The sequence below is a fragment of the Streptococcus ictaluri 707-05 genome, assembly GCF_000188015.2.
GTDB classification, from domain to species: Bacteria; Bacillota; Bacilli; order Lactobacillales; family Streptococcaceae; genus Streptococcus; species Streptococcus ictaluri.
On the sequence record NZ_AEUX02000006.1, the window covers coordinates 193,435 to 210,792 of the forward strand.

Genomic DNA, 17,358 nt, shown 5'->3' on the forward strand with positions numbered 1-17,358 from the left:
TTGATAACTTGTGTGAACCTCGTTATCACGTTCTAATAGAATGTCCCATAGAGCTGAGATTTCTCAGCTCTTTTTTATATTTCAAAAGTGGGTAAACTTATCTTTTTGAAGATAATAAACTCCCTCTTAGGCTCATATTCCCATTTCTTTTTTAGATTATTTTAATAAGAGAGCTCTTGACTTGACAAAATTTGAAAACACTTGCATAATGTAAGTAAAGATGAAAATTAATGAAAAGAGGAGTTCCTATGCAAATTATTAAGCGTGATGGTCAAGTTGCCGAATTTGATCCTGAGAAAATTTATCAAGCCATTATTAAAGCAGCAAGAACAGTCTATGTCATTGATGAAACTTGGCGTCAAAACTTGGCACAAGTCACTAAAAAAGTTGTCATTGATTTAGAAGAAGCACAGGTTGAACGTCCAACGATCAATATGATTCAATCCCTAGTTGAAAACCGCCTTATGGATGCTGGTTACATTGCTATTGCAGAGCACTACATTTCTTACCGTCTTCAAAGAGATTTGGAAAGAAATGGTTATGGAGATCGTATCATCGTCCACTTGCGTTTTGAACAGACCAAATAAGAAAAAGAGCTTCATTGGTTACATCAAGCTTCAGATAGGTTTGCTGATTATGCCTTAGTATCTGATAGAGTTGCCTTGGCCATTTCTGATAAAAAACAGAATTCTTATCGAGTCTAATAATGATTTCTTTAGGACTGATTTGAAAGGTAGAATCAGCTATTTGAGGAAACAGATGCATGACAAGAAGTTCTTGCCTTCTTTCAAAAAAAGACTTGATGACTTTTAAATTTTTCTGAAACATGCCATTAGCTAGATATAAGGAGAGAGCTTTTTGCATTAAGAGATTAGTATCCAAATCAATCATCGATTTCTGTTTTAAAAAAGCCTCTTTTAAGGGATTTGGTAAGACTAAGGTACCAATTCGAATAGCTGGAAAAACACTCATTGAAAAGGATTTTAAATAGATGACACGATTGTTAGTATCAAAATAATGAAGTGGTGGTTCTGCATGTCTGGCAAAATCACCTAAATAGTCATCTTCTAAAATATAGACATCATATGCTTCAGCAAGTGCCAACAACCTCTCTTTTTCTTTTTTAGAATAAGATAAGCCTAATGGATTTGAAAAGCGTGAGATGGTATAGAAAAATTTAATATTTCCCGTTTGAAACAAAGTCTCTAAATACTTGAAATCAAGCCCATCAAAATCTCGTTTAATGGTCTGATAAGGCAAGTTTAGAGAAGAAACTAAGGATTCCATTTGATGATAAGTAGGAGACTCTAACAGAAGCACTTCCTTATAATTTGGAAATGGCATTTGCGATAAAATATATAAGGCTTGTTGTGATCCGGATGTCACAACTAATTGATCCTTTTGTGCATAAATGCTCGTATCTGATAAGTGGTCTTTTAAAGACACTAATAGTTCTTCCAAACCCTGGGCCTGATGGTAATAATGAAAGAGGTAGCTATCTCTGCTTGTCAGAGCTTGATTCAAGCATAAGCGAAAATCCTCATAAGCCATGTTATTATAATCTTCCAAGCTCATCTCATGAGATGATTCATTGTTCAATTTGCCCAATACAAAATAGCCACTTTTTGGGATGGCATAAATTAATTGTTGGTATTTGAGCTGTAGTAAAGCTTTTTGAACCGTATCTTTACTGCAATGATAAGTTTTGCTGAGCTGACGAATAGAAGCAAGTTTATCCCCTTTTTGCAGTTCTTGATGATTAATGGCTCGAGTAATATCGTTGATAATGGTTTGGTATTTACTAGTCATAAGTGTCCCCATACAGATTAAAGTTAACTCTATTGTATCTCAAAGCGCTTTTTCTTACAATAGTAGCAGAATGTTTGAGGAGGTGTTCTTATTTTAAAACGTGTCATTGTGGCAAATGATATTGTTGGTATAGGCAAGGTGGCTCAATCAGCCAGTATTCCCATTTTATCGACTTGTCTTATTCAACAGGCCATTTTGCCAACTTGTCTTTTATCAAGGCACACAGGTGCTAACAATCGCCCCTATATCCAATCCTTTTCAAAAGGGCTAGACGCTTTTTTACAGGATTGGCAATCTAATCCCAAACCAAACTATGATGGATTTTTTGCTGGCTATCTTTTTGAGGCTACTGATGCAGATACGATTCTTGCTTTTTTAGCTAAAGAAAAGTTACCCTTTGTACTTGATCCAATCATGGCAGACAAGGGGCAACTATATAGTCATCTAGGAACTGAACACTTAGATGCTATGACAAAACTGGCTAAAAGAGCGCAATTAGTATTGCCAAATCTTAGTGAAGCGTGTTTATTAAGTAATCAAGCCTTTCCAGGAAATGAGTATACCAAAGCCGAAATCAAAGAGCTGATGAAGGGGATTTCTCAGTTGGGTCCAGAGCATGTCATTGTAACTGGCCTTTCATTTGATGACCAATCGATAGGAGTTGCCTATTACAATAGTCATCGTCAGGAGATTTCTTATCATATGAGACCCAAATTACCCTATCATTTCTTTGGAACAGGAGATATCTTCTCTGCTATAATGACTGCTGGATTCTTTTACGATTTCCCTATGGAACAAGTAATTGAGATATCACTCGACTTTTTATATCAATCACTTCAAGAAACCCTAAAACTATCTCAAGATTTAACTTTTGGGATTTGTTTTGAACCCTTTCTGACCGATTTAGGTCTATCATTTAAGAAACTACTGGAGGAAACTCATGACGTCTAAAACACTAGCCCATCAAGTTGAACTAAGTTTGTTCGCTGCCCTTATTTATATATCTGTCGCTTTCTTGCGCATTCCTGTAGGACCTCAATTTGTTCATATTGGTAATGCACTGGTTGTTGTGGCTCTTTTATTATATGGCGCAAAAGAAGCAGCATTAGTAGCAACTATTGGTTTGGGAATTTTTGATATTTTGAACGGTTATGCTTCAGTTGTTTGGATTACTGTTTTAGAATCTTTAATGGTTTGTCTTGTCTTGCACTTTGTTTACGAAAAATGGTTGAAATCACTAGACAATCCTAAGAACGTGATAACAGTCGCTCTAGTAGCAGCAGTCTTAAAACTAGTAATGATTGTTATCAAATATACCCTTTTTGCTACGATTGGTGGGAATTTACCTCTTCATTTAGCCCTCGCTACAGCATTTACAAAAGTTGGTGGGAGTTTTGGAACTGCTATTGTAACCGTCATCGCGGTACCTCTTTTATACCCCCTTCTCAAACCATTAAGCTTTAGTCGCACTAAGTCCGCTAGAGTTTCATAAGTATAGACTTTCATTGACAAAAAAACACATTTTTGCCATAATAAGTTAATAAGTAAAAGCCGTTTTTTACGGCTTTTTTGATGATTATCGAGGACAAGACATGAGTATTTTAGAAGTTAAAAACCTTAGTCACGGTTTTGGTGACCGTGCCATTTTTGAAAACGTCTCTTTTCGTTTATTAAAAGGGGAGCATATTGGTTTGGTTGGTGCCAATGGCGAAGGAAAATCAACCTTTATGAGTATTGTAACTGGGCATTTACAACCGGATGAAGGGAAAGTTGAATGGTCCAAATATGTGACCGCTGGCTATTTGGATCAACACACTGTCTTAGAAGCCGGTCAAAGTGTGCGAGACGTTCTTAGAACAGCTTTTGATGAATTATTTAAAACAGAAGCTAGAATCAATGATATTTACATGTCAATGGCTGATGAAGCAGCAGATGTAGATGCACTAATGGAAGAAGTTGGTGAACTTCAAGATCGTTTAGAGAGTCGTGATTTTTATACTTTGGATGCTAAGATAGATGAAGTGGCGCGTACCTTAGGAGTCATGGATTTTGGGATGGAAACAGATATCACTTCCTTATCAGGGGGACAGAGAACTAAGATTTTACTAGCCAAATTATTACTAGAGAAGCCTGATATTCTTCTTCTTGACGAGCCAACGAACTATCTAGACGCTGAACATATTGATTGGCTAAAACGTTACTTACAAAACTATGAAAATGCCTTTGTTTTGATTTCTCATGATATTCCCTTTTTAAATGATGTGATTAATATCGTCTATCATGTCGAAAATCAAGACTTAGTAAGATATTCAGGAGACTACTATCAATTCCAAGAAGTCTATGAGATGAAAAAATCTCAACTAGAAGCAACTTATGAGCGCCAACAAAAAGAAATTGCTGATTTGCAAGACTTTGTTAACCGAAACAAAGCTCGTGTGGCCACTCGTAATATGGCAATGTCACGTCAGAAAAAGTTGGATAAAATGGATATCATTGAATTGCAGGCAGAAAAGCCAAAACCAAGTTTTGCTTTTAAAGAATCTCGTACGCCAAGTCGCTTTATCTTCCAAACAAACGATTTAATGATTGGGTATGACCGTCCTCTGACACAAAAGCCCCTCAACCTGAGCTTTGAACGTAATCAGAAAGTTGCTATTATTGGAGCCAATGGTATCGGAAAATCAACCCTTCTAAAAAGTCTTCTTGGAATTATTCAACCCCTTCAAGGACAAGTAGAAACTGGTGATTTTATTGATCTTGGTTACTTTGAGCAAGAAGTTACAGGAGGCAATCGTCAAACCCCACTTCAAGCTGTTTGGGATGCCTTCCCGTCTCTAAATCAAGCAGAAGTTAGAGCGGCATTAGCTCGTTGTGGTTTAACTTCTAAGCACATCGAAAGTCAAATTCAAGTCCTTTCAGGAGGAGAACAAGCCAAGGTTCGATTCTGCGTGCTGATGAATCGAGAAAACAATGTTTTAGTCCTTGATGAGCCGACCAATCACTTAGATGTTGATGCTAAAGAAGAATTAAAACGTGCTCTTAAAGCTTTCAAAGGTTCTATTTTAATGGTTTGTCATGAGCCTGACTTTTATGAAGGTTGGGTAACTGATATTTGGGACTTTAATCAACTGACTTAATTATAAGTAAATAATATCTAACGAACAAAACAAACTGTTTTGTTCCCGCGTTGTAAAATGAAGTGCAACAAAAAAGACATGTTCGTCTGATATACTAGAATTCCCCAATTCAGTATGGAAAGCAGATGAACATGTCCAACATTAATTCTACCAGAAAATCATCCTATTCTCATCTTTCAGCCACAGAACGGGGTGAAATTGCTGCTTATCTTAAAATGGGAAAGAAACCCGCTGAGATTGCTCGACTCTTGGGTCGTCACCGTTCTACAATCTGCCGAGAAATAAAACGTGGTTCAGTAGAACAGGTAAAGGATAAGAATGGAAAACAAACCTTCTTCAACGCCTATTTCGCTGATAGTGGGCAACGTGTCTATGAAACCAATCGTCAAAAGAGTTCTTATCTCAAGTTGAATGACTGCTCCGCTAGGTTCATTGAACAATTAGAATCTGCCTTGACGGCTAACATTCGTCTCCATAGTGTGGATAGTTTTGTTCAGACTTACAAAGTGAACCATCCTGGAGAAGTCGTCCCCTCTACCAAAACGATTTATCGTTATATCAAAGAGGGGGTATTAGCTATTAAACCAATCGATTTGCCTAAGATGGTTAGTATCAGAAAACGTTCTAAGAAAGTCATGAAGACGAATAAGAAGACTTTAGGTAAATCTGTCGAAGAACGTCCAGAATATATTAATGATCGTTCTGAATTTGGGCATTGGGAGATTGATTTGGTTCTCGGCAAGAAAACCAAAGGTGAAGCTGTTATGTTGACTTTGGTAGAGCGCCAGACACGCTATGCACTAGGAGTTAAGCTAGAAGACAAGCAGTCCCAAACCATTAACCGAGCTGTCACGCATCTCATCAGTCAGTATCCTATTGCATCCATCACAGCGGATAATGGTTCTGAGTTTAGTTTACTCTCAAACTTAGAAGCTGTTGAAGTTTACTTTGCACATCCCTATTCTTCACATGAGAGAGGAAAAAACGAGAACTTCAATGGCCTCCTCAGAGAATATGTCCCTAAAGGAGTCTCACTTAATCCACTAACCTCTGAAGAACTTGACAATTATATTACTGCCATCAATGAGCGCCCAAGACGACTTCTTCAATATCAATCCTCAAAATTCCTGTTTGAGCTATCCCGAACAGCTTAACATCTGGAACTCTAGTTATCTATGAACTGGTTGCACTTGACTTGACAATTTGCGAAACTGTTTTGTTCGTTTTTATAAATACAAAATACTTGACGATTTCAAGAAGTGGTAGTATAATGACAATATAAATTAATATATGTGTTGTCACTTTTATTTAAGCTTGTTAAATCAAGAAAAAGATATAGTCTTTTTAAACTATTTTTTCAATGATTTACTAGTAATATTAAATACAACAAAAAACAATGTAGTCACTTTGATAAACATATATTAATAACTTTTTGATAAGACAATCTGTGACAAGTTGCTCGAAAGGATGTGACATTATGTCAGAAGAAAAAATGGATGCGAAATTGGATCAGTTTTCAGGAAAAGTGAAAGAAACTGTTGGCCGTCTCACAGACGACAAAGAATTGGAAACAGAAGGTAAGACAGAACATGCCAAAGGTAAAATCTCTGAAGTATTAGAAGATGCTAAAGATGGTATCAAGGGATTCATTTCTGGTTTGAAAAATGATAAGGAACATAAAGGAGAATAAGGTGAGTATGAAAAAAAGAAATATCAAAATGACAGAAGTTCTTCAATTGATTCTTTTAGTGGTTCCAGCAGTGAAATTAGCTAAAAAAATCATTAAGGATAGTAAACAACCCAACACTAACAGAAAGTAGGCATTTCTATGGCTAAAAAAATCATGGTGTTCTTCTAGGATTAGTTCTTGGATCAGCCGCAGCAACGATTGCATATCTTAGTCTTTCTTCATCTAAGAAAGACCAATTACTAAAAGAAACCAGTCAAAAAATGGATGACTTAAATGCCTTTTTACAAGATAAAAGCAAAAAAGTCTTTGACACTGTTTCAGAAAAAGTACAAGATTCTCGGGATGCCGCAGAAGTTTACGGTGGTATTGCCGCTGAAACTATTGAAGAAAAATGGCAAGAAGCCAAAGATGCTATTGAAGTTTATGGAGGCATTGCGGCTGAAACTGTTGAAGAGTCTCTAGGACAAGCCAAAGACAAAGTTGATGGTTTGAGTGATTTAACGACAGAAAAACTTCAAGAAAAGATGAAGCAGTTTAAAGAAACAGAAGCTTCAAACGAAAAAGAATCAGATAAAAACAAAAACTAAAGAAAAACTTTTCGATTAAGACAACCCCTTTTTTATAAGACAGATAAGACAAAAAAGTGCCTCTTGGGGGCACTTTTTATTTGGCAACGATGATTGAGAGAGCTTTTGGTATGATTTCTAAATGAATCGGTAGGTAATCACTTTTATCACCATCAATACGACTTCTAGGAATCTTAAAATATCCTTCTTGATAAGGTAATAGATGCAAAGTGTTGGTTTGAAAATGATTGATTTCCTCAGCTTTTGAAAAATCTCCTCGACGGAAATCATTGATATGCCATAGAAATTTGAAAAAAGAAACTTTCTTCATCGTATATACCTGAAAACAACCGTCATCAGCCTTTGCTCCTGGTGAAAAAGAAGGAAAGCCAGCAATCGTATTTGTCATCGTTATGAGAAGAAATTTTGTCTTGAGATGTATAGTCTGATGATGACTTACTAAAGTAAGAGCGTATGTGCGATTTCGCCTTAGAATTCGCCAACTATCCTTTAAAAATGCTAGATGACCAAAGCGACGTTTTTGCTCAGAAGTGACATCAGCCGCAATATCTGCCAAAAGCCCTAAGGTTAAACTAGAAATCATATAATGATCATTAGCTTTACAAATATCAACTTTTCTCACCTGTCCGGAAAGAATTGTATCAAGCGCGGCCTGTAATTCTAGAGGTGTATGCAAAGCTTTAGCAAAATTATTAACGGTACCAGATGGAATAAGACCAATAGTTGGATAGGCTCCACCTTCATAGATACCCCCTAAAATTTTATTTAAGGTCCCATCTCCTCCAAGTGCTATTACCAGATCAATCTTATCTTTAGCTGCTTTTTGCGCCAGTTGGAAGGCATGGTCTGCATTTTTAGGGGTAATGACAGCGACATCATCCTCAGAAAAACCATGCGTCACTAAATAAGCTTTAACCTGGCCTGCTAATTCATCTTCTTTTTTACCTGAATTTGGGTTATAAAAAATACGTACCGTTTTCACATAGATTTCCTTTCCTAAATTACTTATGTGTTATTATACCACTTCTCTCAAAAAGTGTCCTAAGTGACAGTAACTAGTTTATGCTAAATCATAAAGAATACAATCGCTAAAAATTGGAGAGCCGAAGCTATTAAAATAAAAAGATGCCAAATCATGTGAAAGTAGGGTTTCTTTTTAGCATAAAAAGCTGCACCAACTGTGTAAGCTAGACCTCCAAAAAGCATTAAAAGAGCAAAGGTTAAGCTTAATTTAGGAATAATAATCGGTAATATAAAAACAACTAACCATCCCATTAGTAAATATAATATTAGACTAAAGCGTTCATTGATGTTTTTGGCTAAGATTTTATAGAGTATCCCAAAAAGTGTAATACCCCACTGAAATAAGATGATCACGTAACCTAGCCAACCTCTTACCAAAGATAAGGCAACTGGTGTGTAACTACCCGCAATGGCAATATAAATCATACTATGGTCAATAATACGTAAGACGTATTTTTGTGGGCTACCATATGCCATGGAATGATAGATTGTAGAGGATAAAAACATTAAAAATAAACTAATGATAAAAATAGAAATACCTACAGCGGCAATGAGATCATAAGTTTGGTAAGCATAAATGGCAATTATAGGTAACAAAAATAACATGGCTAAAGCTCCCGCTGCATGAGTCAAGCTATTGGCTAATTCTTCTTTAAAAGATAAAGGCATACTTTGTTTAAAACGTTGTTTCATTATTGTTATCCTCCAGAGAAAGTGCCATTGTTTGATGATATGATTTAACCGTTTGGCAAGCAAAAGTAATAATTTCGGGAACATAAAGATCTTCTTTGTCCTGATTCCAAGAAGTGACAAAAAGGTTATAGAGTTCTTCAGATTGGTAAGAGCTTTACAATTTAGCTAAGACGCGACTTATATCTTGAATGGTAAAGGAAGCTTTGAGTATGCTGATAGCAATTAAACGTGCTATTTGTTGTTTTTGATATTTCTTTTTAACAGGTTTTGTGACATAAGAGTGTTTGACATAATTGTTAATCATGGAAGCTGTCAAGCTTTTGGGTGACTGACTTAGTTGTAAATCAGTCACTTGATTCACATAGAGCAAGACCTGATCCAAGTATAAATCAAGACTTGGAAGGTCCTGCCAGGCAGGGAGTTTAGTAAATTTCATTATATAAAACCTTTAATCTAGTCATCATAACTAGATTATATACTTCATACGATTGGAAATCAAGCTAAAACAGCTATTAATCATGACATAGAAGCTAAAAAGAAGGTTTCATGCTATAATAGTAAATGATTCGTTTCAAAAGATGGATCCACACAGACAGTATAATAATAAGAGATCATTTTTGTAATGAAAGGAACTAAAACAATGGCGATTATTCAATGGTTGAATGGGATCCATGTTTTATTTTCTATTAAATCGGACTTATTTTGAAGAGTAATTGACTGTAAAAACCTTTAATGATAGGGTTTTTGTTTTTATTAGAAATGATTGCTTATTTTAAGCAAAATTATGGTTTGAGCAAAGATAAGCAATAATTATCAAATATTTGGTGGGTAATTTGGTGACTAAAAGTTGAGCACTTTGAAATAGAGAAGTTGGTATAAATATAAATAATTATGAGTTATAAAGCGAGTTAACTACAGGTCTTCTCGTTTTTTTATTTTTAGAAGGAAAAATGCAGAAGGAAGATAAAATATCTCGAAAAATTGTGATTTGTTATCTCATGGATGTCATGAGAATAGCTATTGAGGAAGCCAATCAATTAGTTGTGGATTTAGAAAAAGAAGGCTTGGTCCAATTTGACTTAAATGGAAATTTGACAGTTTTAGTATTGGAGGGAAATCATGAAACGTATCACAGCTAGTCACTATCAGACATCAGAGCGCTATTATAAACTCCCAAAACTTTTATTTGAGAGTGAACGTTACAAAGACATGAAATTGGAAGTTAAGGTTTCCTATGCCATTTTAAAGGATCGTCTTGAATTGTCTTTAAGCAAGGGCTGGATTGATGAAGAGGGAGCTGTCTATCTGATTTATTCCAATGCTAACTTGATGGAGGTGCTAGGTTGCTCCAAGTCAAAGTTACTCTCTATCAAAAAGACCTTGAGAGAGTATGGTCTTATCGATGAAGTCCAACAATCGTCCAGCGAAAAAGGAAGACTTGCCAACAAGATTTATTTAGGTGAATTAATAGTCGATACACCCCTAGTGTCAAAATCAGACGGGGGTAGTCTTAAACAAACACGGGGCCAGTCTCAAAAACAGACGAGCCCCGTTTTAAATTCAGCCCCTAGTGAGACTAAAAGTAGTGATACTGAAGGGATTGACTACGAAGACTTGTTCAGGAGGTAGGAATGATCCGTATCGTGTTGATTTTTCTAGCCAGTCAAGGTAATAGTTTTCTCTTAGGCTTATTTGTGCAAGGAACTTTAACCCTTGTTCAACTCATGGCCTTACAGATTGCTTTACTCATCAACCTTATTTCTGATTGGGTGCGTTATGGTAAAGGTTATAGAAATCTGCCTTTTAAAAGGCGGTGCTGTTGGGTGATTGGAAGTCTTTTAGCTATGGGGATTATAAGCCTTCTTGTCACTCAGCTTGACCTTGAAATAACTTCTAATCAAGTTCGATTGCTAACAGTACAAAAACAAGTCTCTCCCATTGTTTTTTCTTCTTTTTAGTTAACGCCAGTCTATGTGAGGAATATTTGTATCGCCAATTGTTGTGGGATAAATGTCAATCTCCCTTTTTACAACTGGCTCTGACAACAGTTCTTTTTACCTGGGCACATTCTCCATCAACACTCGATGCCTTTCTGCTCTATGCCAGTTTGGGAGGCTGTCTAGGCATTGTTCGCCTCAAAACAGATAGTGTAACAGCAAGCCTTGCTCACTTATCATGGAATAGTTTTGTCTTTGCCTTGTCTTTTTTGTGATAACAAAATCAAGTCAGCTTGTGTAAGATGACAGTAGCCTTATTGCTTTAAGGAAATCTTGTGTAAGGAAAGAAATATGTCATCAGAACAACAAGAGCGCCAAGCCATCCAGTACGCGGAAAGAACAGCGCTTTTTACGGTACGAACCCTTTTAAAACTCTTAGACTGGTCGGCACGGTAGGCTCTTGCCCAGGATTCAGCTTATAAGATCGGGGTTCAGAAATTAGAAGAACTGCTTCAAAGTCCCTATGCCATTGAATCTCTCAATGTGACAAGTGACGTTTTGGATAAGCCAGTCGATGTGGATCAGTTCAAGGAGTTGATGGAAAGTGAAGACCTTCCTATCGCTATTGCTTGGCAAGGGGACTACCTCCATTTTTATGCCAAGGACAAGTCTCTTTTAGACAATCACCTAGATCATCTGCTTCAAAAATTAGTCTCAGACCCAGAAAAGCTAAAAGGCTTAACTCTAGATAAGACACTAGACGAGGAGATTGAAAAGGCCAAAGAGAAGATTGTCATAAAAGAGCCTTCTAGCGTGAAAACGAAGGAGGTAATACTCTAATGTATTCAGGTAAAAAAGCCATTCTCTTTACTGGTTTTGGACTCGCTCTTGGTTATTTCTGCCATCGTTTGGTGTTGCTTTACGATAGTCTTCCCAATCAACCACCACTTGAGCGATTGGCTTATCTCTTAGGAGACGGTCAAAACCAAGTGCTTAACCCCTTATGGAACTTTGCATTTACAGGAAAATCTCTTCTTGTTTTTGTTTTTGGCGTTATTTCCATGGGCTTAGTCTATCTCTATGTGTCAACTGGGCAAAAGGTTTACCGAGAGGGTCAAGAATATGGATCGGCTCGCTTTGGGACAAGTAAAGAGGGTCAAGCATTCCGTAGTCAAAATTCAATCAACGACACCATCATGTCTCGCAGATTCAGGCTAACTTTGCTTGAGAAGAAAAAGCCTCCCTTTGACCGCAATAAAAATCTGGTGGTTCTGGAGCAGGGAAGACCTTTCGCTTTGTCAAACCCAATCTTATTCAACTTAATTGCTCCAATATTGTAGTGGATCCTAAAGACCACTTGGCTGAAAAGACAGGGAAGCTCTTTTTAGACAATGGCTATCAGGTCAAGGTTTTAGACTTGGTCAATATGACCAACTCTGATGGTTTTAACCCCTTTCGCTATGTGGAGACAGAAAATGATTTGAATCGGATGCTTACGGTCTATTTCAATAACACCAAAGGAAACGGTTCAAGAAGCGATCCTTTTTGGGATGAGGCTTCCATGACTTTAGTCAGAGCCATTGTGTCTTATTTGGTGGACTTCTATAACCCACCAGGTTCTTCGAAAGAAGAAGCAGAAGACAGGCGAAAGCGTGGCCGTTACCCAAGTTTTTCAGAGATTGGAAAACTCATCAAGCTCTTATCCAAAGGTGAGAACCAAGACAAATCCGTCCTTGAAGTCATGTTTGAGTCCTATGCCAAACGCTATGGGGCAGAGAATTTTACCATGCGAAACTGGGCTGACTTTCAAAACTATAAAGATAAGACACTGGATTCGGTCATTGCCGTAACCACCGCAAAGTTTGCCCTTTTTAACATTCAATCAGTGATTGATTTGACGAGACGTGACACCTTGGACTTGAAGACTTGGGGGACGCAGAAAACTATGGTCTATCTGGTCATTCTAGATAATGACACCACATTTCGCTTTCTAGCAGCCCTCTTTTTCTCAACGGCCTTTGCGACCTTGACCAGACAAGCTGATGTGGACTTTAAGGGGCAATTGCCGATTCATGTCCGTAGTTATCTGGATGAGTTTGCGAATGTCGGTGAGATTCCTGACTTCGCAGAACTCACTTCAACAGTGCGTTCCAGAAATATAAGTCTGGTCCCAATTCTTCAAAACATTGCCCAACTTCAAGGGCTGTATAAGGAAAAGGACGCTTGGAAGACCATTTTAGGGAACTATGACAGCCTTCTTTATTTGGGATGCAATGACGAAGAAACCTTTAAGTTTATGAGTAGTCTTTTAGGCAAACAAACTATTGATGTCAGAAACACCAGTCGGTCGTATGGCCAAACAGGGTCTGGATCTTTGTCTCATCAAAAGGTGGCTCGTGATCTCATGACCCCTGATGAAGTTGGCACCATGAAACGTGATGAATGCTTGGTACGTATTGCAGGTGTTCCAGTTTTTAAGGACAAGAAATATTTTCCCTTGAAACACAAGAACTGGAAGTTTCTTGCGGATCAGGAAACAGATGAGCACTGGTGGCACTATCAGATTGACCCGATGAGAAGGGAGAATGATTTGCTTGACTTAAGAGAGCACAAGCTAAGGGATTTAAGCAATGAAGACAGCTTACATTAAAAGAAACGAGGAAAACAGATGAATCAACAGCTAACAGGCTTTGTTTGTGGCGTGGACGCAAGTTCCATGTTTTCACAGGCCATGGCGCTTTTGCAGAAAGGACTGATTGCGGTTGGAGCCTTTCTGGTCGTCATGGGCATTATCAATCTAGCCACCAACATTAAAGATGGTGGACCAGGTGTTCGTAATGCCATTCTTGAAATTGTGGGTGGGGTTATGGTAGGTGCTGCAGGCGCCTTTGTGACCCAGATTACAATCTAAAGGAGATAAAGATATGACATGATAAACACACTAACTTCTGGCCGTGTCTTTTTAGCGTCTGATAAGGTGTCTAGCGACAGCCTCTTTGAAGGCTTTAATGTGGACCTAGAGATCAACAGCTAATCTCGTCAAGTCTCTGGCAGACTATAACCCCACGGTTTGGTCTTACCTCACTGCTATCACTAAAGGCATCATGCAGCCAATTGGCGTAGCTATCTTAGCGGTTATTCTGATCCTAGAGTTCTCTAAGATGGCTAAGAAAATCGCCAACTCAGGTGGTTCTATGACCTTTGAAGCCCTAGCCCCCATGATTGTCAGCTATATCATGGTGGCAGTTTTTATTACCCATACCACTGTTATTGTGGAAGCTATTCTAGCCATAGCGTCTCATATCATTGAACAAGTAGCAGGAGTGGTCTCACATGGCGGAACCACCTATGAAACCATCTCTGGTCTAAAAGGGTCAGGTATTGTTGGAAAGATGATTGTCGGACTCTTTGCCATTCTGATTTGGTTTGTCCGTATCGCTAGTGCCATGGTGGTCAATATCCTAGTAACCATTCGCTTTATCCAGCTCTACCTCATGATTCCCTTTGCGCCTATGACCATCCCTACTTTCCTTAGTGACGATTGGCGAGGTGTTGGAATCGGCTATTTGAAAAACATCATGGTCTATGCCGTCCAAGGTGTCTTAATCTTCTTGATTGTCTCCTTTGTGCCCCTCTTTGAATTAGCAGGTAAACTGGCTGTCTCAAATGGAGCTGGCGTCATAGAAACCTTGGCTGTCATGTTTGGTGGCTTAGTACAGGCCATCTTGTTAATCATCGCTCTTGTGGGTAGCCAACGTACGGCTAGAAGCATTTTAGGCATGTAAGGAGGATTGGGAAGGGAGTTCCTCCCAATCCTTTTTTGCTTTCATTAGATTGGAGAATATTATGAACACACGTGTCTTTAAGGACATCTCAAAAGTACAACACAGGGCTTGGTTAGGCTTTACCACAAGGCAGATCATCTTTGTCTTTCCAGCCTTTGCTCTGACTATCTTGGTCTTAGGGCTCAATCTTATTTACTGGCAGTTGGGAGACTGGTTTGTCTTTAGTTTTACCATCCCTCTTATGCTTTTTGGGGTTTACCGCCCTAACAACCTTCCCTTTGAAATTTACCTCAAGTATCGTTTTCATTATGAAATGACCCTACCTGAGCGCACCCATACTGGAATGAAAGGACAACAACGTGACAAAAATAAACCGATTACCGAAACACAAGACTTCTCGTAAGTCAAAGCAAGTGAAACAAGAAATCTTGCCCTCAACTCTTAATACCCTAGCCTATCAAGGACTCTTTCCCAGTGGTCTTATGCAAGTGACGCCAAATTATTTCTCTCAAACTTATCGTCTCGGAGATGTCAATTATCAAACCGTTGGACTGGAGGAAAAGGGAACGATCATTGAAGCTTATTCCGATTTGATTAACAGCTTGGACGAGAAAACCAATTTTTAATTGACGCTTTTTAACCAGAAAGTCAATCTGGAAAAGTTCAAAGAAGCTGTGCTTTATCCCTTGTTGGACGATGGCTATTATACTTACCGTGAGGAATTTAACCGTATCATGACAAGTAATCTTGAAGCAGGTGAAAATAACTTTTCAACCCTCAAATTGATTTCCTTTGGTAAAGAAGACCAAAGCCTAAAACTAGCTTTTCGTTCTCTGTCTCAGATTGGGGAATATTTCAAGAGTGGCTTTTCAGAAGTTGATGCCGACTTTAAACTCTTAGCTGGAGAAGAGCGGGTTAATCACTTGGCAGACATGTTACGTGGGGAAAACCACTTGCCCTTTAGCTATCAAGATTTAACCATCTCAGATCAGACAACCAAGCATTATATTGCCCCAGGAACGCTTTCCTTCAAGCCGAAGAACCACATGCTTATCGATAATCTACTTTTACAGATTGTCTATGTTCGTGATTATGGGATGGAGTTAGGCGATAAGTTCATGCGTGAGCTCATGCAGTCAGATTTAGAGGTCATCATTAGCCTTCATGCCAAGGGATCAACCAAGTCAGAAGCCATGAAACCACTTCGCACCAAAAAGACCCTCATGGAATCTCAAAAGATTGGGGAACAACAAAAGATGGCTCGTACTGGGATTTATCTAGAAAAAGTCGGACACATCTTGGAACAGAACATTGACGAAGCTGAAGACCTCTTAAAAACCATGACTCAGACTGGCGATAAGTTATTTGACACGGTCTTTCTGATTGGTGTCTTAGCAGATACTGAAGACCAGTTAACACACGCTCTTGACATCATCAAACAAGTGGCAGGCTCAAATGATCTTATCATTGAAAACTTGACCTACATGCAAGAAGCAGCCTTTAATAGCTTGCTTCCTTTTGGCAAGAACTATTTAGAAGGTGTCTCTCGTTCTCTTCTAACCTCAAACATTGCCGTCAACTCGCCGTGGACCTCTGTTGACTTGCAGGATAAGGGTGGAAAGTTTTATGGCATTAACCAGATTTCTAGCAACATCATCACTATTGATCGTAGTAAACTCAATACCCCATCAGGCTTGATTTTAGGAACGTCAGGGGCAGGTAAGGGTATGGCGACTAAGCATGAAATTATCTCAACCAAGCTAAAAGAAGCAGACGACAAGACGGAGATTATCATTGTCGATCCCGAGGCGGAGTACAGTATCATTGGTCAAGCCTTTGGTGGAGAACGTATTGATATTGCGCCAGACTCACGAACCTTCTTAAATGTCTTGGACTTGTCTGATGACAATCTGGATGAAGATCCGGTCAAAGTCAAGTCAGAGTTTCTTTTGTCCTTTATAGGAAAACTCTTAGACCGGAAAATGAATGGCCGAGAAAAGTCCATCATTGACCGAGTGACGAGACTGACCTATAAACATTTTCAAGAGCCGTCCTTGGTGGAATGGGTCTTTGTCCTGTCAAAGCAAGAGGAAGCAGAAGCTAAGAACCTCGCCCTAGACATGGAACTTTATGTGGAAAGGTCTTTAGACATCTTCTCGCATAAGACGACTAGCCAGTCAGATAGTAACTTTATCATTTACAATGTTAAGAAACTAGGAGATGAACTTAAGCAAATTGCCCTTATGGTTATCTTTGACCAGATCTGGAATCGAGTGGTTAAGAATCAACAACTGGGTAAGAAAACCTGGATTTATTTTGACGAGATGCAGCTGCTCTTGTTGGACAAGTACGCTTCTGATTTCTTCTTCAAACTCTGGAGTCGTGTCCGTAAGTATGGAGCGACCCCGACAGGCATTACCCAGAACGTGGAAACCTTGCTTCTTGATGCCAACGGCAGAGGTATTATCGCAAACAGTGAGTTTATGATTCTACTCAAGCAGGCTAAGAATGACCGAGAAGAATTGGTTCACATGCTTGGACTGTCTAAGGAGCTAGAAAAGTATTTGGTCAATCCTGAAAAAGGAGCCGGTCTCATTAAAGCAGGGGCAACAGTTGTGCCCTTTAAGAACAAGATCCCCCACCAAACCAAACTCTTTGACATCATGAGCACTGACCCAGAAAAGATGAGGCAGTAAG

The 17,358-nt window shown here is 38.5% G+C and carries 16 protein-coding genes and 6 pseudogenes; 18 read left to right on the forward strand and 4 right to left on the reverse strand.

Annotated features, from left to right (window positions below; genetic code table 11):
• Positions 1–248 precede the first annotated feature (248 nt).
• Positions 249–587 carry an ATP cone domain-containing protein gene (locus tag STRIC_RS06010; RefSeq protein ID WP_008089378.1) on the forward strand — a complete coding sequence of 113 codons (339 nt, stop codon included), beginning with the start codon at positions 249–251 and terminating at the stop codon, positions 585–587.
• Here the strand turns inward: STRIC_RS06010 and STRIC_RS06015 are convergent.
• A complete protein-coding gene (locus tag STRIC_RS06015; protein WP_040832091.1) occupies positions 553–1,809 on the reverse strand; it encodes an aminotransferase-like domain-containing protein in 1,257 nt (418 codons plus the stop codon). The genes STRIC_RS06010 and STRIC_RS06015 overlap by 35 nt on opposite strands.
• A 90-nt stretch (positions 1,810–1,899) precedes the next feature.
• Between STRIC_RS06015 and STRIC_RS06020 the strand changes: the two genes are divergently transcribed.
• The 7 genes from STRIC_RS06020 to STRIC_RS06045 all read left to right on the forward strand — a co-directional run bounded on the left by STRIC_RS06020 (position 1,900) and on the right by STRIC_RS06045 (position 7,223).
• Positions 1,900–2,760 (forward strand): pyridoxamine kinase, encoded by an 861-nt coding sequence (locus STRIC_RS06020; protein WP_040832093.1) that lies wholly within the window; start codon positions 1,900–1,902, stop codon positions 2,758–2,760.
• Positions 2,750–3,301 carry an ECF transporter S component gene (locus STRIC_RS06025; protein ID WP_008089160.1) on the forward strand — a complete coding sequence of 184 codons (552 nt, stop codon included), beginning with the start codon at positions 2,750–2,752 and terminating at the stop codon, positions 3,299–3,301. Before STRIC_RS06020 ends, STRIC_RS06025 begins: the two co-directional genes overlap by 11 nt.
• A 100-nt stretch (positions 3,302–3,401) precedes the next feature.
• Complete coding sequence (locus STRIC_RS06030) at positions 3,402–4,946, forward strand: ABC-F family ATP-binding cassette domain-containing protein (protein ID WP_008089348.1); 1,545 nt, start codon at positions 3,402–3,404, stop codon at positions 4,944–4,946.
• Positions 4,947–5,077: 131 nt separating this feature from the next.
• On the forward strand, positions 5,078–6,100 hold the full coding sequence (locus STRIC_RS06035) for an IS30 family transposase (protein ID WP_200857380.1): 1,023 nt from the start codon (positions 5,078–5,080) through the stop codon (positions 6,098–6,100).
• A gap of 323 nt (positions 6,101–6,423) precedes the next feature.
• Entirely contained in the window at positions 6,424–6,636 is a 213-nt protein-coding gene (locus tag STRIC_RS06040; RefSeq protein ID WP_008088908.1) for a CsbD family protein, read from the forward strand.
• A 7-nt stretch (positions 6,637–6,643) separates the two neighbouring features.
• Complete coding sequence (locus STRIC_RS12875) at positions 6,644–6,766, forward strand: hypothetical protein (protein WP_008088733.1); 123 nt, start codon at positions 6,644–6,646, stop codon at positions 6,764–6,766.
• A 67-nt stretch (positions 6,767–6,833) separates the two neighbouring features.
• Positions 6,834–7,223: a hypothetical protein gene (locus tag STRIC_RS06045; protein WP_050897390.1), complete on the forward strand. Its 390-nt coding sequence runs from the start codon at positions 6,834–6,836 to the stop codon at positions 7,221–7,223.
• Between the two features lie 76 nt (positions 7,224–7,299).
• Here STRIC_RS06045 and STRIC_RS06050 read toward each other — a convergent pair whose 3' ends face one another.
• From STRIC_RS06050 to STRIC_RS06060, 3 genes and pseudogenes are all read right to left on the reverse strand, one after another.
• Positions 7,300–8,205, reverse strand: a complete 906-nt coding sequence (locus STRIC_RS06050) for a diacylglycerol/lipid kinase family protein (protein ID WP_008089272.1) — start codon at positions 8,203–8,205, stop codon at positions 7,300–7,302.
• A gap of 83 nt (positions 8,206–8,288) precedes the next feature.
• The gene (gene trhA, locus STRIC_RS06055) at positions 8,289–8,939 is read right to left on the reverse strand and encodes a PAQR family membrane homeostasis protein TrhA (RefSeq protein WP_008089494.1); all 651 of its coding nucleotides are present in this window, start codon (positions 8,937–8,939) and stop codon (positions 8,289–8,291) included.
• Positions 8,923–9,375, reverse strand: a pseudogene (locus STRIC_RS06060) (DUF1836 domain-containing protein). The gene trhA and the pseudogene STRIC_RS06060 overlap by 17 nt, the downstream one beginning before the upstream one ends.
• A gap of 514 nt (positions 9,376–9,889) precedes the next feature.
• Between STRIC_RS06060 and STRIC_RS06065 the strand changes: the two are divergent.
• The 10 genes and pseudogenes from STRIC_RS06065 (at position 9,890) to STRIC_RS06105 (ending at position 17,357) form a co-directional block, all read left to right on the forward strand.
• Positions 9,890–10,078, forward strand: a complete 189-nt coding sequence (locus tag STRIC_RS06065) for a hypothetical protein (RefSeq protein WP_008089136.1) — start codon at positions 9,890–9,892, stop codon at positions 10,076–10,078.
• Positions 10,059–10,535, forward strand: a pseudogene (locus tag STRIC_RS06070) (replication initiator protein A); the annotation flags it as partial. The gene STRIC_RS06065 and the pseudogene STRIC_RS06070, both read left to right, overlap by 20 nt.
• A 35-nt stretch (positions 10,536–10,570) precedes the next feature.
• Positions 10,571–10,897: a hypothetical protein gene (locus STRIC_RS11575; RefSeq protein WP_008089356.1), complete on the forward strand. Its 327-nt coding sequence runs from the start codon at positions 10,571–10,573 to the stop codon at positions 10,895–10,897.
• A gap of 26 nt (positions 10,898–10,923) precedes the next feature.
• Entirely contained in the window at positions 10,924–11,151 is a 228-nt protein-coding gene (locus STRIC_RS11580; protein ID WP_050897391.1) for a CPBP family intramembrane glutamic endopeptidase, read from the forward strand.
• Between the two features lie 76 nt (positions 11,152–11,227).
• Positions 11,228–11,716 (forward strand): annotated as a pseudogene (locus STRIC_RS06080) (hypothetical protein).
• A pseudogene (locus STRIC_RS06085) lies at positions 11,716–13,526 on the forward strand (VirD4-like conjugal transfer protein, CD1115 family). The pseudogenes STRIC_RS06080 and STRIC_RS06085 overlap by 1 nt, the downstream one beginning before the upstream one ends.
• Before the next feature lie 18 nt (positions 13,527–13,544).
• Positions 13,545–13,787 (forward strand): hypothetical protein, encoded by a 243-nt coding sequence (locus tag STRIC_RS06090; RefSeq protein ID WP_008089174.1) that lies wholly within the window; start codon positions 13,545–13,547, stop codon positions 13,785–13,787.
• Between the two features lie 18 nt (positions 13,788–13,805).
• A pseudogene (locus STRIC_RS06095) lies at positions 13,806–14,661 on the forward strand (conjugal transfer protein TrbL).
• Positions 14,662–14,722: 61 nt separating this feature from the next.
• Complete coding sequence (locus STRIC_RS06100) at positions 14,723–15,064, forward strand: PrgI family protein (protein ID WP_008089207.1); 342 nt, start codon at positions 14,723–14,725, stop codon at positions 15,062–15,064.
• Positions 15,021–17,357: pseudogene (locus tag STRIC_RS06105) on the forward strand (VirB4-like conjugal transfer ATPase, CD1110 family). The gene STRIC_RS06100 and the pseudogene STRIC_RS06105 overlap by 44 nt, the downstream one beginning before the upstream one ends.
• Position 17,358: the final 1 nt, after the last annotated feature.